Annotated in this window: 12 protein-coding genes; 8 read left to right on the top strand and 4 right to left on the bottom strand. The window is 28.8% G+C overall.

The annotated features are described in order from the left end of the window. Positions 1 to 200: 200 nt before the first annotated feature. Entirely contained in the window at positions 201 to 2,405 is a 2,205-nt protein-coding gene (pbpC, locus tag L8V77_RS05765; protein ID WP_263707103.1) for a penicillin-binding protein 1C, read from the bottom strand. Further along, positions 2,402 to 7,687: an MG2 domain-containing protein gene (locus tag L8V77_RS05760; protein ID WP_263707101.1), complete on the bottom strand. Its 5,286-nt coding sequence runs from the start codon at positions 7,685 to 7,687 to the stop codon at positions 2,402 to 2,404. The genes pbpC and L8V77_RS05760 overlap by 4 nt, the downstream gene beginning before the upstream one ends. A 100-nt stretch (positions 7,688 to 7,787) precedes the next feature. Between L8V77_RS05760 and L8V77_RS05755 the strand changes: the two genes are divergently transcribed. Together L8V77_RS05755 and L8V77_RS05750 are read left to right on the top strand one after the other, a co-directional pair. After that, positions 7,788 to 8,150 (top strand): hypothetical protein, encoded by a 363-nt coding sequence (locus L8V77_RS05755; RefSeq protein ID WP_263664050.1) that lies wholly within the window; start codon positions 7,788 to 7,790, stop codon positions 8,148 to 8,150. A gap of 31 nt (positions 8,151 to 8,181) precedes the next feature. Continuing rightward, the gene (locus L8V77_RS05750) at positions 8,182 to 8,496 is read left to right on the top strand and encodes a hypothetical protein (protein WP_263664049.1); all 315 of its coding nucleotides are present in this window, start codon (positions 8,182 to 8,184) and stop codon (positions 8,494 to 8,496) included. Here the strand turns inward: L8V77_RS05750 and L8V77_RS05745 are convergent. Then, a complete protein-coding gene (locus tag L8V77_RS05745) occupies positions 8,493 to 10,364 on the bottom strand; it encodes a mechanosensitive ion channel family protein (protein WP_263664048.1) in 1,872 nt (623 codons plus the stop codon). The genes L8V77_RS05750 and L8V77_RS05745 overlap by 4 nt on opposite strands. Beyond that, positions 10,361 to 10,999, bottom strand: a complete 639-nt coding sequence (locus L8V77_RS05740; protein ID WP_263707098.1) for a carbonic anhydrase — start codon at positions 10,997 to 10,999, stop codon at positions 10,361 to 10,363. Before L8V77_RS05740 ends, L8V77_RS05745 begins: the two co-directional genes overlap by 4 nt. Before the next feature lie 161 nt (positions 11,000 to 11,160). Here L8V77_RS05740 and L8V77_RS05735 point away from each other — a divergent pair, with 161 nt between their 5' ends. The 6 genes from L8V77_RS05735 (at position 11,161) to L8V77_RS05710 (ending at position 14,925) form a co-directional block, all read left to right on the top strand. Further along, positions 11,161 to 11,862, top strand: coding sequence for a Bax inhibitor-1/YccA family protein (locus tag L8V77_RS05735; protein ID WP_039619421.1), 702 nt, complete (start codon positions 11,161 to 11,163; stop codon positions 11,860 to 11,862). A 102-nt stretch (positions 11,863 to 11,964) separates the two neighbouring features. Beyond that, entirely contained in the window at positions 11,965 to 12,309 is a 345-nt protein-coding gene (secG, locus tag L8V77_RS05730; protein ID WP_012662194.1) for a preprotein translocase subunit SecG, read from the top strand. Positions 12,310 to 12,321: 12 nt separating this feature from the next. Continuing rightward, the gene (frr, locus tag L8V77_RS05725) at positions 12,322 to 12,879 is read left to right on the top strand and encodes a ribosome recycling factor (protein ID WP_039668941.1); all 558 of its coding nucleotides are present in this window, start codon (positions 12,322 to 12,324) and stop codon (positions 12,877 to 12,879) included. A 2-nt stretch (positions 12,880 to 12,881) separates the two neighbouring features. Beyond that, a complete protein-coding gene (pyrE, locus tag L8V77_RS05720; protein WP_263707096.1) occupies positions 12,882 to 13,490 on the top strand; it encodes an orotate phosphoribosyltransferase in 609 nt (202 codons plus the stop codon). Then, entirely contained in the window at positions 13,490 to 13,906 is a 417-nt protein-coding gene (locus tag L8V77_RS05715) for an RDD family protein (protein WP_263664044.1), read from the top strand. The genes pyrE and L8V77_RS05715 overlap by 1 nt, the downstream gene beginning before the upstream one ends. Continuing rightward, on the top strand, positions 13,903 to 14,925 hold the full coding sequence (locus tag L8V77_RS05710; RefSeq protein ID WP_263664043.1) for a ribonucleotide-diphosphate reductase subunit beta: 1,023 nt from the start codon (positions 13,903 to 13,905) through the stop codon (positions 14,923 to 14,925). The genes L8V77_RS05715 and L8V77_RS05710 overlap by 4 nt, the downstream gene beginning before the upstream one ends. Positions 14,926 to 15,039: the final 114 nt, after the last annotated feature.

The raw sequence follows: 15,039 nt of genomic DNA, 5'->3' as shown, positions 1-15,039 counted from the left end.
TTCTCTCCTTAGATATTAAGTGGTAAAATATTCTTGTTATTATAAATAATTTTTATTAAAAAAATATAAAAAATTATTTTATTTTTATTTATTTTATAAGAATTGTAATTACTTTTATTTTTTATCGCTTAAAATACTATAAAATAAAAAAAAGGGGTGGGGGTAATGTATTTTTAGTTAGTATTTTTTACTATTTATATTTAAAATATATTAAAAGTTACAAAATCACTTTGTCCATTTTCGCTAATAATATTAAGAGTATATTTACCTTTTTTTAAATTTAAGGCCAAAGATTCTTCCTTACCTTCGAAAATTAGCTCTTGATTTAAATACCAAAAAAGCTTTTCTTTTCTAGGATTTGTAAGCTTTATTAATAATTTTTGTGAACCTTTTAAATCTTTTGGTAAAATGATATTAAGATTATCTAATGGATAAATAATTTTTAAATTTTGATTATAATTTTGCAAATTTTGCCTTTCTTTTGCAAAAAACGCTTGTGCATTAGAAGGTAAATTTAATATAATCTTTTTCTTTGCATGGATGAAATTTTCATCTAAAGAATCAACTTCTTTGTTTTTATACATAAAAACTTCTTTTAAAAATGGTGAAGTCCTTAAAACATTTGCACTTTGTGGGTAAAGTACCTCTTTAAAATCAAATTTATAATCATATCTATACCCTGTTTGATTTTCTATCTTTATAGTAACCAAATCACTAGATTTTTCAAATTCTAAATTAACTCCCTCAAGTAAAGCTAAAAGCTCAAAAAACAATTCTCCTGCTATACTCACACCATATAAATTTGCATTTGCTTCGCCATTAAAATTTCCAACCCATACTCCTAAAGTGTATTTTGGAGAAGTTCCTATAGCCCAGGCATCTTTTCTACCATAACTTGTACCTGTTTTCCAAGAGATGATAGTATTAAAATCATATTGTCTTAAACCTGCTCTATCTAAATCCTTTAAGGTTTGTAAGGTTAAAAAGCTTGCTCCATCACTAATAAGTTTTTTATCTTTTTTAGTAAATGTATTTTCTTCATACAAAAGCTCTTTAAAATTTCCATAATTTCCAAGTCCTAGATAAATTTTTACCATATCTTCTAAACTCAATTCTTTTGTACCTAAAATCAAAGAAAGTCCATATTTTTTAAAATTTTCATCTTCAAAACCTAAAATATCTTTGAGTTTATAAAAAAACTTCTCATACCCATATTCTGCAAGCAAGCTTACAAAAGGGATATTAAGTGATTTTTGCAAAGATTCTTTTGCGCTAATAAGGCCATGATATTTTTTATTTGCATTTTGCGGGGCAAAATTAGAAAAAAATGTAGGCACATCAAGCATTAAAGACTCAGGCACTACAAGCCCCTCATCTATGGCAAAAGCAAAAAGCAAAGGTTTTAAGGTTGAACCCACACTACGCTTTGCCATCACCCCATCAACTTGACCAAAACTTGCAAAATCATAAAAATCATTAGATCCTACATAAGCTAAAACTTTATTTGTTTTGGTATCTGCTAACAATATAGCTAGATTTTTTATGCCTTTTTGTTGTAGTTTATAAGAATATTCTTTAGCTTTTTCTTCAAATTTGATTTGAATTTTTTTATCTATACTAGAAACGATTTTTTCTTTATCCGCTAAAAGCCTACGTGCTAAATGCGGAGCTAAGTTTTTTCTTGCTTTAAAACTAGGAAGTTTTTCAGCCTTTGCAAGAGTTAAAATATCTTTAGAAAAATATCCCTTTTCAAAAAGCCTATCAAGTAAAACATTGCGTTTTTTTAAAAGCTTATCTTTGTTTTTTTCAAGATTAATCAAACCTGGATTATTAGGAAGCACAGCAAGCAAGGCTGCTTCACTCCAAGTAAGATCTTTTAAATCTTTTTCAAAATAAAACAAACCCGCACTTGCAACACCTACTAAATTTCCTCCATAAGGGGCATTGTTTAAATAAAGCTTTAGAATTTCATCTTTTTCATAAGCACTTTCTAAAGCAAAAGCTTTGATGATTTCGTTAAATTTATTAAAATATGTACGTTTATTTTGCTCTAGAAGTTTGATTGTTTGCATAGAAATTGTACTTGCACCACTTCTTTTACTTGAAAAAAGATTATTTTTAAAAGCTCTTATAAGTGCTAAAAAATCTACTCCATAATGAGAATAAAAATTTTTATCTTCATATAAAATAACTGCACTTTTTAATTTTTGTGGTATAAAATCACTCTCTAAATGCCATTGTTCATTAGCATCTAAAAATACACTAAGAATTTCTTTGTTTTTATCAAGTAAAACCTTGCTATAAGTGCCTTTAAATAAATCCTTGCTATCAAAACTAAAATAAACTAAGCCTATGTAAAAACATAGGCTTAAAAAGCATATTGCAAGGCTTATTTTGATTTTCACTGCACTACTTTGACTCTTTTACTCTCACTTAAAGCTTTATAAGCATTATCATACATTGCCTCAGCATAAGCTCCGCTCAAAGTATAAACACCTGGAGTAACAGCACTTAATTTCACAAAAAATTCTCTTGATTCATCAGAATATAAAGGAAAGAAATACATGATTTTATCATCTCTTATATCGACAAAATCATAATAAGAATTTTTCACAAAATCAGGAGTTTCATCATCTAAAAGATCATGCACTATCTCCCATCCACTTGGTAAAATTTGAGTTAAAGCTATATTAGAAGCGCCTGGATAATTTTTATTTGATATTTTTAATTTCATATAAAAAATTTGAGAACTTTTTATAGTGCTTTCATCTATTTTATTTCCATTTTCATCATAAAAACTTCTTTCTATATACATACGCTGCGCAAAAGGCTCGGCAATACCTTTTTTAATACCCTCTACTCCAAAATGTACAAAAGTATCTTCTTTAGCTTCTATCAAAGCGCTACCTTGATTAAACTCAAATTTAGAAAAACTCGTATTGAGCTTTTTATCCTCACCATTAATTTTTACTCTTGCATTGATAGTTTTAGAGTTTTCATCGCTAAAGCTATTTGCCAAAGCATATAAAGCATAGCCTGTGCTTTGAGTGCTAAGCCAAGCTTGGCTTTCTAAAGTTTTTTTAATATCATCTAATAATTCATCATTATCTTTACCATAGATTATTTTATACGCATTTGCAATAATAGCTTCATCTCTTAGAAAAGATCCATAAGTATGAGTATAATTAGCTTTTTCATCAGGCTTTGTGCTTAAATTTTTAGCTATATTTAAAGCTACCTCATCAAAACTTGCTAATTTATAAGCTGCACTAAGTTGCCAAAGACTCACATTGTTTAAGCTTTGCAAATAAGCACTATCTTCATAAATGGCATTCATTATGCTTAAATTTGGCTCTTTGGCCAAGGCTAAAAGATATAAAGAATTTATTCTTATTTCTTTATTTGTTTGAGCTTTTAAAACATAGCGTTTTTGATAATCAAGCCATGCTTTAAACATACCCTCACTCACATAATAGCCTCTTTCTTTAGCCAAAATCATAAACATACCCGCATAATTACTTCCCCAAGCATCAGAATCTTTAAGTCCTTGCCAATAAGCAAAACCACCATTAGCAGTTTGGAAATTTGCGTATTTACTTAACAATGCATTGATATTGTTAATATTTTTTTGCTCATTTGCTCCTTGATCAAGTTTTTGTAAAAAAAGTTGTGGTAAAACTGCTGAAGTGCTTTGCTCTATACATCCATAAGGATAATTTTGCAAGTATTTTAATCTATGATTTATATTTAAAATAGGCTTAGAACTCACACTTAAAAACGCCACTGGATTAATATAATCTTGTGTGATTTTAAACTCCATAGAAGTATTTGCAGGAATTTTAAAAGATTTACCCTCATAAGTAATGGTATTTAGCGCTTTTATGTCAATTTGCGTATTTTGAGTATAGGTGTAATCTTTTGCATTTAAACTTAACTCTATTTCTTCTACTCCAAGCTTGTTTGAATTTACTTTTGCATTAACATAAATATCTTTGCTTTTTTCATTACCAAAGTCAATTAAAATTTCATCTTTTTCAAAATTTATGAGTGAATTTTTTGTTTTTAATTTAAGTTTTGCATTTTTTACATCATCATCTACTTTAAATACTTGCACCAAAAACTTAAACTCATCATCAAGCCTTAAAGCCCTTGGCAAAGTTTCAAGCATTACAGCAGGTGCGCTAGCTTGGATATCTTTAGAAGCACTACCAAAACCTGCTAAGTTGTTTGCCACTACCATAACTCTAACCGAACCTAAGTATGATGGCATATTAAATTTTAATTTTGCATAACCATTTTCATCACTTTGTACTGGCTCTTGAAACAATACAACAGGTTTAAAGCGTCTTGCTTTTTCATCATTTTTGCTTTTATTTGCTCTACTTTCTAAGAAAACATCACCGCCCGTAGTTAATACCTTAGAAGCATTAGAAATATTTTTAGCAATGATTTTATCATAGGTATCATATATACTCATGTTAAAGCGTGTTTTTTGGTAAAAATACCCCCAAATATCTGGGGTTTTAAAAGCATTCACATCAAGCAAGCCCTCATTTACAATAGCTACAGTATAAGTATAACTTTGCTTGTTTTTACTTTGAATTTCTACTTCAAAATCTTGTTTTGGCATGATTTTATCCGGTACTTTTAAATCAAGTTCAATTTTACTTTGCTCATCTACTACATTTAAAGGCACCACACCAAAAAGTCTTAAGGCTCTATCATTAGTGTATTGATCATAATCTTGAAGTAAAATCACGCTCACATAAACATTTGGCATATATTCTTTAAGAATAGGAATTTCAACCTTTGTAATATCTTCATGCGTATCTACCACAAAGCGTTTTAAAACCTTTGCATTATCATTTAAAGTAACAATAGCTTTTGCACCCTTAACACTTTCAAATTCTATAAAAGCTGTTTCATTTGGCTTGTATTCTTTTTTATCACTTTTTATTTTTAAAGAACTCACTATATCAGCATTACTTGGCGCACCAAAACTACTAATATAAAAAAACTCTCCTGTGCTTGTTTTACTTTGTACATCTTCAAGTTCTATGAACATTTCACCATGATATTCTTTTGGATCAAATTCTATTTTAACCGGTTTATCCTTACTTAAAATACTTCCTTGAGCAATGATTTGTGTGTTTTTATCTTTTTTGAGTGATTTTAAAAAATCATCATAATTATCATAATCCCACCACCAAGAATAATCATTTGCATAAATAGTATATTTAATTTCCCTATTTGCTATCAAATTCTCATCTAAATCACTCACAATGGCTTCAAAATTGATAATAGAACCTGAGCTTAAATAGTGATTTTTTAAACGCTTAATACCTACAAAATACTCATGCAATATTACTTGTGAATTTACAAGTGCTTCAACCGATCTTGAACCTTTTTCAAAAACCCTAGCCCTTATGCTAGCTTCTAAATTATATGGGGTATTTTTTAAAAAGTCATTTAAAATAAATTCTTGCTTTGTAAAGCCATTTTCATCTAACATACCTTTTAAATTATCTTGATATTTTTGTACTAAAACACTAGGATTTGAAAAAATGTATTCTGGGTATTTTGAATTTTTATATTCTTTTTTACTTACAAATAAATCAGCTTGATATTGTAAATTACTTGCTGGTGTTCCAAAAAGATATTTTGAGCTAATATTAAAATCTAATTTTTCATTTTCTTTTATACTTTTTGGAGCTTGCATGGATACTTTTATACGATTTGGCACTATATTTTGTACTAAAATTTCTTTATCAAAAACCATATTTGCAAATTCTACTCTAGCTAAATACACTCCACTTAAAGCTTGTTGATCGAGTGAAATCTTTTTATAAAAAGTTCCATTACTCAAAGGTTCAAGCTTGATTTTATCTAAAAGCTTTTTATTACGTGGATCAAAAAAACTTAAAAATATAGGATGATTAACAACTCCTTTATCATTTCTTGCAACCATAGTTAAATGGATATCATCACCTGATCTATAAACCCCTCTTTCTGTATAAATAAATACTTTATTTTGAGAAGTTAAATCAAAACCATCAACATCAAAACCATCATATAATAAAGGTGAACTTAAGCGCAAGATAGAAGCTTGTTTATCTTTTGAAGCAATGATAAATAAAGCTTTTGATTCATCAATATCATCAAAAACAGCCAAACCATTATCATCACTCATTTTAGAAACTAAAACTTGGTTGCTTTTGCTAATAACATCAACCTTAACCCCACCTAAAGCCTTTTGCGTGGTAAAATCTCTCACATCTACAAAAAGCTTTTTATTTAAATTTTGAGCAATCAAAGCTATATCTGAAAAAATTAAGTTCTTGCTTACTTTTGCTTTTTGGTTAAAAAATCTATATTTTTTCCAACTCTCCATTCCCTCATCAAAAACATAATCAACATCTTCTTCTTTAAAATAAAGCTTGACTATAAACACACCGCTTAAATCTTTTAAACCATCTAACACTATCTCATTTTCTTGCCATTGATTTTTGGTATTTTTTATATCAAAGTCTTTTTTTAACACTATTTCACTAGTATAATCACTCTCTGAAAAAATATCACTATCATAATCGCTTAAATTTTTAGCACCTTGAAGATTTTTATATCTTAAATATTCACTTAAGTTATTTGAAAATACTTGATAAACTTCCAAACGAACCTTTTTAATATTCATACTCTTAAAAGCTATTTTTTTACTCGCTTTGCTAGATAAAAATACCCCTTGATTTGTAAAACTTATAGCAGGCTCATAGTCTTTTAAACTTACTTGAGTTTTGTAATTTTCTTTTGTACTAATTCCATCAGCACTTTTAATCCCTTGAGCAAGTTGAATTTCATAAGTTTTATTTGGGGAAAAATTACCTGTAAGCTTGATTTTATTTCCAAAAGCTAATGCTTTAAAATCTACTTCTGGGGTAATAAAAATCAATTCTTTTAAATTCTGATCTTGTGAAATATTTTGAGAAAAAAGCAATTCTATGTTTTTATTAACTATATTTGCATTTTGAAAAACAAATTCGCTCTTTGCAAGCAAAATATACTCTAAATCTATATTTTTCTCTAAACCTAAAATTTCTTTATCAAAAACTACTTTTACATTAGTATTAGTATTTTTGATACTTAGTGCTTTAGAATATATACTTGCTATATCACCTTGGATAATGATTTTATCTATTTGAATTTCTTTTTCTTGTGCAGTAATTTTAATAGCTTTTAACAATTCATCTTTATTAAGAGTATAAAAACTTTGAATATTTAAAAGCAATACACTCTCATCATTTGAAATATTTTGAAAATATCCTTTAATATCTAGTTTTTCAAAAGGAGTTTGGACTTTTAATTGCACTTTTTCATTTGCTAAAATATCATTTAAATCTATAAAAATATCATATGCTTGATTTGCTTTTAAAGCTGTAAAAATATTTAATCTTGTGGGTGTTTCAAGCTCATATTTTACTTTTGTCTTTTGATTATTAACAATAATTTCTCTTTCTTTTATAACGCCTATTTCTTGATTAATAATATTAGTATTAAACTCTATAAAAATACTTTGCGTGTTTTCATTAAAACCATAAGCTCTTATAGCAGAGCTTTTATCTTCATTTTTAGAACAAGCAAACAATAAACTTGCAAGCAAAAATGCAAAAAAACAATGTAAAAACCCTCTCATAAATACCTCATTTTAGTAAATTTTTTAAATTATATCTAAATTCACTCTTGCTTCACTCAAAAAATTATATAATTCTTGCATAAAAAATAAAGGAGAAAAAATGAAAAAGAAAATCGCTACATTATTAACAGTTTTAGGTCTTTCAAGTCTTGCTTATGCAGATGGAATTTATGGAGTGATAGTAGATGTAAATGATGGTGCAAAAACCATTTTAATTGACACTACTTATGGTCAAAAAATGAATGTAAAAATTCTACCAAATACTGAAATTGATATGGATGATTGTGGTATTTTTGGTATGGATAAATACGGCACTTTTAGAGATTTAAAAGTAGGAACTTTTATAGAAGCTGAAGTTTTCCATGGCTATGCTCAAACAACACCAAATCCACAAACACCAAATCAAGTTCAAAATATAACTGCTAAAGAAATCAAAATCGAATGCAAAAAAAGAGCTTATTAAGCAAAATAACTCCTAAAAAGGAGTTATTTTAATGCGTTTTTTTCTTATACTAGTTTGCATTAGCACTTTTGCATTTGCTTATAAAGTTCAAGGCATCTTAAAAAATACCACAGCTCACACAATAAGCATTCAAACAAGTTTTGATAATAATTTAATCATCACAATTTTACCCCAAACACGTATTGATGTTTATGGTTGTGGAATTTTTGGAAGCAATAAAAAACAAGCTAATGTACAAGATTTAAAAAAAGGAAGCCTTGTTAAAATTAAAGGCAGTAAAAATGGAAGTATTATCATCGCTGAAAAAATTATAGTTGAATGCGATGATCAAAGAAGAGCTTATTAAGATAATAGCTCTTCTTTGTCTTCTTTATTGATTTTTTCTATATAAAGACTTTGCGAAGGAAAAGCAAAGCTGAGTTTATTTCTTTCAACAATTTTCATTAACTCAAGCAGAATACTTTGTCTTGCCTCTCTAAAACCACCTGCATCTACTGCTTTGGTATAAAAATATACTTCTATATCAATAGAACTTGCACCAAAACCACTCACAGCCACATAAGTGTTATTTTTATACCCTTCTAAGTCATTTACTGAAACTAAATTTTGTCTGTATCTAGCACGCGTTCCACCATGATTTAACGCGCTATCATCAACTTGGGCTATCAAAGGACTAGTAGCTAATAAATATCTTATATCTTCTACACATTGTTCAAGTTGCTCAGGTCTTGCATCATAAGTGACACCGATAAATAATTTTACATGGCGTCCTATTTTTCTTTTGCTCCAATTTTTTATATTTGTTCCCATGATGGTTGAGTTTGGTAAAAATACTAAAGAATTATCAAAAGTTCTAATAGTGGTTTTTCTAAGTCCAATTTCTACTATGGTTCCTTCTATACCTGAAATTTCCACCCAATCGCCTTGATTAAAACTATTATCAAAAAGCAAAAGCACGGAAGCAAAGAAATTTGCGATAATATCCTTAGCTGCTAATGCCACAGCTAAACCACCAATACCTAAAGATGCAATTAATGCTGAAATATTAAATCCTAAATGCGCTAAAACAAATAAAACAGCTATCACTATAATGATAAAATATAAAATTTTAATGATTAAATTAACCACTTCACGCTTACCACTTTTTTCAGCAAGCTTTGCAACAATCACCATGCCATAACTATCAAAGATATTTATCACAAGCCAAGCAGTTAAAATAACATAAGCAATGGATAAAATATTGCTAATTCTTATATCTACAGGTGCAGGATAGTAAAAAATGGTAAAACAAATTCCTATAGCATAAGCAAATAAAAACCAACCCACTGGCCCTTGAAGTTTTTCTAGAAAATGAGTTTTTATCTCCATATTGGCTGAATTTTTTCCAAACAAACGTATGAGTATAAAATATAAAATCTTCGCTAGATAAAACTTCAAAGAATAAAAAAAGACAATTACAGCGATAGAAATAACTATTTTTCCAAGATTTACGCTACTAATAGAAGTTTGTTCATTAATATAATTAATCGCATTTTGCAAGCCTAAACCTGTAAATAAAAAATTAGTTTCAAGCAAACTAGCATTGTTTCTTAAATAAACTAAAATTTCATTATAAGATTTTATAGCATTTCTTAAATTATTTTCATTGATTTCTAAGGTTCTAAGCTGAGCAATATCATTAATTTTTTCTTTATCTAAGGTAAAATTAAAAACCATATCTTCTTTAAGCACATCAATACTTTTATCAATAATGCTTCTTATAGTCTGACTTTGTGCTCCTTCGATAAAAACTTTTTCTAATTCAAAGATACATAGGTAAAAATGTTCTGCAGAGGTTAAATTTAAAAGTTTAATTTTATTATCCACATAATCATAATATCTTTTCTTAGCTTGAGCATTTTCAACACTTTTTTGCAAAGCATTTTTAGTTTGCAAAAAGTCTTTCGCCTCTTTATCATCAATTTTTTGAGATACCATTTTTAAAGGTAAAGTAGTTAAAATTGCAGCTTTTTGTTTTTCTATTTCTTTAATATTATCTTGAAATTCACTGCTATTTGTATCGCTATTTTTAAAGCTTTCTAAAAGTAAATTTAGCTCTATGTAATTTTGTACTAGGGCAAAAATACTATTTTTATCCTCTAAAGCGTTTTTTTCTTGTGCATATAAAGCATTAACAAATAAAAAAAGCAAAATAATGCTAAAAATCTTTTTCATGGTTTTCTCGCTCTCTCTTGAATTAAAACAAAATTTTCAAAATTAAAATCATACTCATAAATTTCACCCGTTTCTATGATGAAATACCAAGCATGGAGTTCAATTTCTTTTTTATTTAAAGCTTCTTCAACGCCTGGATAAGTTAATAAATTTTGCAAAGAATTTACCAAATTCATTTTTTCAGTCATCCAAGAACGCATAGCCAAATCACTACCTGCAATCTTTAAAACCTTATTTTTTATAGGCTCAAGCAAAGTAAGCCATTTTTTGACATTAGGCATATTTTTTAAATCATTTTCGTTTGCATATAAAGCCGCGCAGCCTCCGCAATTACTATGACCGCAAACTATAATATTTTTTATATGTAAAGAATTAAAAGCATATTCAATAGCTGAAGTAGTTGCTAAAAAATCATCCCCGACTCTATAAGGTGGAACGATATTGCCTATATTTCTTACAACAAAAAGCTCGCCTGGACCTGTATTAGTGATTAAGTTTGGTATCACTCTTGAATCAGCACAACCTATAAAAAGCGTATGAGGATTTTGTTTGTTTTTTAAACTTTCAAAAAGCTCTGCATGCTCTTTAAAATCTTCTTGCATAAATTTTAAAGCACCATCGATCAAGTCTTTCAAGAATAGTCCTTTTTTTGTATTTTAACAAGACATTATACTAAAATTATTTTTACTTAAACCAAATCAATAAATTTATTTTTTGTTATATTTTTATGTAGTTTTAATCTTTCATTTATCTTTTTTTTGTAAATTTTGGTTTTAAAAATTATTGGAGGATTTTAATGAGTCTTTATGATAGAGATTATTCTAACTCTAAAACTCAAGAATTTGAAGGTTATGCTAGAAGTGATTTAAGCATTTTTATAAAACAAACTTATCAGCTTTTTGCTGCTTCATTATTAGCTGCAACAGCGGGCGCTTACATAGGAATTTTTGCCCTAGCGCATTTATTTGCACAATCTCAAGCAACTTTTTGGATTTTATTTATTGTTGAAATTGGTTTATTGTTTGCATTACAATGGAAAAAAAGAGAAGCTCCGCTTAATTTAATTTTACTTTTTGCCTTTACTTTTGTTTCAGGGCTTACTTTAACACCACTTTTATATTCAGTTTTAGCACTTCCTGCAGGGGCTAGCATCATCGCTCAAGCTTTTGCTTTAACAACAGTAGCTTTTGGTGCTTTAAGTGTATTTGCTATGAATACAAAAAGAGATTTTACTATGATGGGAAAAATGCTTTTTATAGCTTTAATCGTTATCGTAGTGGCTTCTTTAATTAATCTATTTTTCCAAAGCTCACTTGTGAGTTTAGCTATTTCTGGTATTGGTGCGATTTTATTTTCTTTTTACATCCTTTATGATACTCAAAACATCATTAGAGGAAACTATGAAACACCAATCGAAGGTGCAGTTGCACTTTATCTTGATTTTATCAACCTTTTCATCTCTCTTCTTAATATTTTAAGAAGCTTTAATAGCAGATAAAAATTTGCGAGATTTTTTCTCGCAAATTTTCTTTACCTCTTTCAAGTTTTTATCAAACTTTTTAAGTTAAAATACTCATTTTATTTTCAATAAGGAAAATTCATGACTACTCTTTTAATTATTTTGCAATTTGCAATTGTTGTAATTATTTGTATTGCAGTTTTATTACAAAAAAGTTCAAGCATAGGACTTGGAGCTTATAGTGGAAGTAATGAAAGTTTATTTGGAGCAAAAGGTCCTGCGGGATTTTTGGCTAAATTTACTTTTGTAATGGGTGTTTTACTTATTGCTAATACAATTGCCCTTAGCTATATGTATAATAATGCTAACTCTAACTCACTTGCTGAAAAAGCAGAACAAATTTTACCAAAAGCACCTGAGACAAATACAACTAACATTCCAGTTGCACCAAGTGCCCCAATTAGCGAAAGTAACACTAGCAAATAAAAAGGATAAACCATGCTAAATGAAATTTATACCAAGCAAAAACAACAATCAGATAAAAGTTTAGAGGCCTTAAAAAAAGATTTTACCACTATAAGAACTGGTAAAGTAAATATCAACATACTTGATCATATTCATGTAGATTATTATGGTAGTGCAACCCCACTTAATCAAGTAGCAACAGTTTTAGCAACCGATGCTTCAACCATAAGCATTACTCCTTGGGAAAAATCAATGCTAAAAGCTATAGAAAGTGCCATAGCTGCAGCAAATATAGGAGTAAATCCAAACAATGATGGTGAAAGTGTGAAATTATTCTTTCCACCTATGACAAGAGAACAAAGAGAAGAAAATGCTAAAAATGCCAAAGCTATGGGAGAAAAGGCTAAAGTAGCCATTAGAAACATTAGAAAAGACGCAAATGATGCGGTTAAAAAACTAGAAAAAGATAAAGCAATTTCAGAAGATGAAGCCAAAAAAGCTTATGATGAGGTTCAAAAACAAACTGATAATTACACAGCAAAAGTAGATGAATTAGTTAAAAATAAAGAAGCAGAACTTTTAAAGGTTTGATAATGAACTTAGAACAAATTTATAAAGATTGTGGGGCATATTTACAAGGACATTTCTTGCTTAGCTCAGGGAAACACTCTGAGTTTTACCTTCAAAGTGCTAAAGTTTTAGAAAATCCAAAACTAGCAGGTGAGCTTTGTGAAGAGCTTGCAAAAGTTATTGCTAGTTTTAACATTGAATTTGATAGCATTTGTTCTCCTGCCTTGGGTGGAATTTTAGCAGGTTATGAGCTTGCTAGAGCTTGCAATAAACGCTTTATTTTCACTGAGCGCGTAGAAGGAGTGATGAGTCTTAGACGTGGTTTTGAAGTAAAAAAAGGCGAAAAATTTATCGTTTGTGAAGATATTATTACAACAGGTGGTTCTGCACTTGAGAGTGCAAAAATCATCGAAAGCTTAGGTGGGGAAGTAGTAGGCTTTGCAGCTTTAGCAAATCGTGGTTTTTGTGCGGTAAAAAATTTAAACAACCCTAGAAAAGAAAATGCAAAACTGCCTGAAAATTTACCACTTTTTGCACTAGGAAATTTCGAATTTGATATTTATGAAGCAAATGCTTGTCCACTTTGTGAAAAAGGCACCAAAGCTATCAAACCTGGTAGTCGTGGAAACTAATGAAAACTAAAGCAAAAATAGCTACTCGCTTTTTAAGATTTAAAGCTTTTTTGATTGATCTATTTTTGCTTTATGTGCCTGTTTTATATTTATTTTATTTTACACTTGGCTCTAAAGAAGCCTTTTTAAACAATCAACTTATAATTTTTTTATGTTCTTTGCTTTTTGGGCTTATACAGGCCTTATTTTTAGCAAAAAAAGCTCAAAGTCCTGGACTTAAAGCTTATGATTTATATTTAATTGATCTTAAAAATGGCCAAAAACTTAATTTTTTTAGAATACTCTTGCGCTATATAATTTTTATCGTAAGTTTTGGTTTATTGATTGGGTTTTTGGTAAGTTTTTTAAGAAAAGATACTTTGGCTTTGCATGATATTTTAAGCCAAAGTGTTATTGTCACAAAGGTAGAAAAATGAATAGAAAAAGAATTTATAATCCAAAATCAAATGAAACTTTAAATGATAGAAAAGTATTTAATGGTAATCCTCATGGGATTTTAAATTTTACTAAAGCAAAATACACTTGGGCTTTAAAGCTTTGGGATTTAATGGAGGCAAATACTTGGTTTCCAAAAGAAGTAGATACAACCAAAGATGCGCTTGATTATCGCTGTAATCTAACCGTAGCAGAAAAAAGAATGTATGATTTAGTTTGGTCTCAACTTATCTCAATGGATAGTTTTCAAACAAACAATCTTGCTGATAATATTAATCCTTACATCACAGCGCCTGAAATCAATGCAGTTTTAGCAAGACAAGCTTATGAAGAAGCAAATCACTCAAAATCTTATGCAGTAATGGTTGAAGCAATCTGTGAAAATACAGACTTAATTTATGAAATGGAAAAACATGATGAAACTTTAAGAGAAAAAAATGATTTCATTTCAAGCATTTATGAAGAATTAGCTGGCGAAGTAGATGATAACAAACTCTTACTTGCAATGGTAGCAAATCAAATCTTAGAAGGAGTGTATTTTTATAGTGGTTTTACTGCTATTTATGCTTTAGCGCGCGCAGGGAAAATGCTAGGATCAGCACAAATGATACGCTTTATACAAAGAGATGAGATTACACATTTGCTATTATTTCAAAATATGATTAATTCTGTGCGCAAAGAAAGACCTGATTTGTTTAATGATACCAATGTAAATAAAATCTATGATATGTTTAAAAAAGCAGGTGAACTTGAAATTAAATGGGGCAAATACATCACTCAAAATCAAATCATGGGCTTTACAGATGATATTATAGAAGAATATATTCATTATCTTGTTGATCAAAGACTAATTGCAATTAATCTTGATAAAATCTATAATGCAAAACATCCTATTAAATGGGTAGATGATTTTTCTAAATTTAATGATCAAAAGAGCAATTTCTTTGAAAGCAAGGTTACAAATTACTCCAAAGGAAGCTTAAGTTTTGATGACTTCTAAGTCTCAAAACTACTCATTTTTTTATACTTTTTAAATCAAATCTCTTTTTCAGTTTAATATTTTATTTTTATTTATTCTAATATAGTAAAATCGGCGGTTTTTATTTTATTTCAA

It is taken from the genome of Campylobacter sp. IFREMER_LSEM_CL2127 (assembly GCF_025771745.1).
In the GTDB taxonomy this organism is placed as follows: Bacteria; Campylobacterota; Campylobacteria; order Campylobacterales; family Campylobacteraceae; genus Campylobacter_D.
This window is presented reverse-complemented; position numbering and strand designations above follow the sequence as displayed.

What these genes read in the sequence shown, in the direction of transcription:
- L8V77_RS05760 (WP_263707101.1), bottom strand. Translation starts at nt 7,687, where the DNA reads ATGAGAGGGTTTTTACATTGTTTTTTTGCATTTTTGCTTGCAAGTTTA.
- L8V77_RS05755 (WP_263664050.1), top strand. Translation starts at nt 7,788, where the DNA reads ATGAAAAAGAAAATCGCTACATTATTAACAGTTTTAGGTCTTTCAAGT.
- L8V77_RS05750 (WP_263664049.1), top strand. Translation starts at nt 8,182, where the DNA reads ATGCGTTTTTTTCTTATACTAGTTTGCATTAGCACTTTTGCATTTGCT.
- L8V77_RS05745 (WP_263664048.1), bottom strand. Translation starts at nt 10,364, where the DNA reads ATGAAAAAGATTTTTAGCATTATTTTGCTTTTTTTATTTGTTAATGCT.
- frr (WP_039668941.1), top strand. Translation starts at nt 12,322, where the DNA reads ATGCTAAATGAAATTTATACCAAGCAAAAACAACAATCAGATAAAAGT.
- L8V77_RS05735 (WP_039619421.1), top strand. Translation starts at nt 11,161, where the DNA reads ATGAGTCTTTATGATAGAGATTATTCTAACTCTAAAACTCAAGAATTT.
- secG (WP_012662194.1), top strand. Translation starts at nt 11,965, where the DNA reads ATGACTACTCTTTTAATTATTTTGCAATTTGCAATTGTTGTAATTATT.
- L8V77_RS05715 (WP_263664044.1), top strand. Translation starts at nt 13,490, where the DNA reads ATGAAAACTAAAGCAAAAATAGCTACTCGCTTTTTAAGATTTAAAGCT.
- pyrE (WP_263707096.1), top strand. Translation starts at nt 12,882, where the DNA reads ATGAACTTAGAACAAATTTATAAAGATTGTGGGGCATATTTACAAGGA.
- L8V77_RS05710 (WP_263664043.1), top strand. Translation starts at nt 13,903, where the DNA reads ATGAATAGAAAAAGAATTTATAATCCAAAATCAAATGAAACTTTAAAT.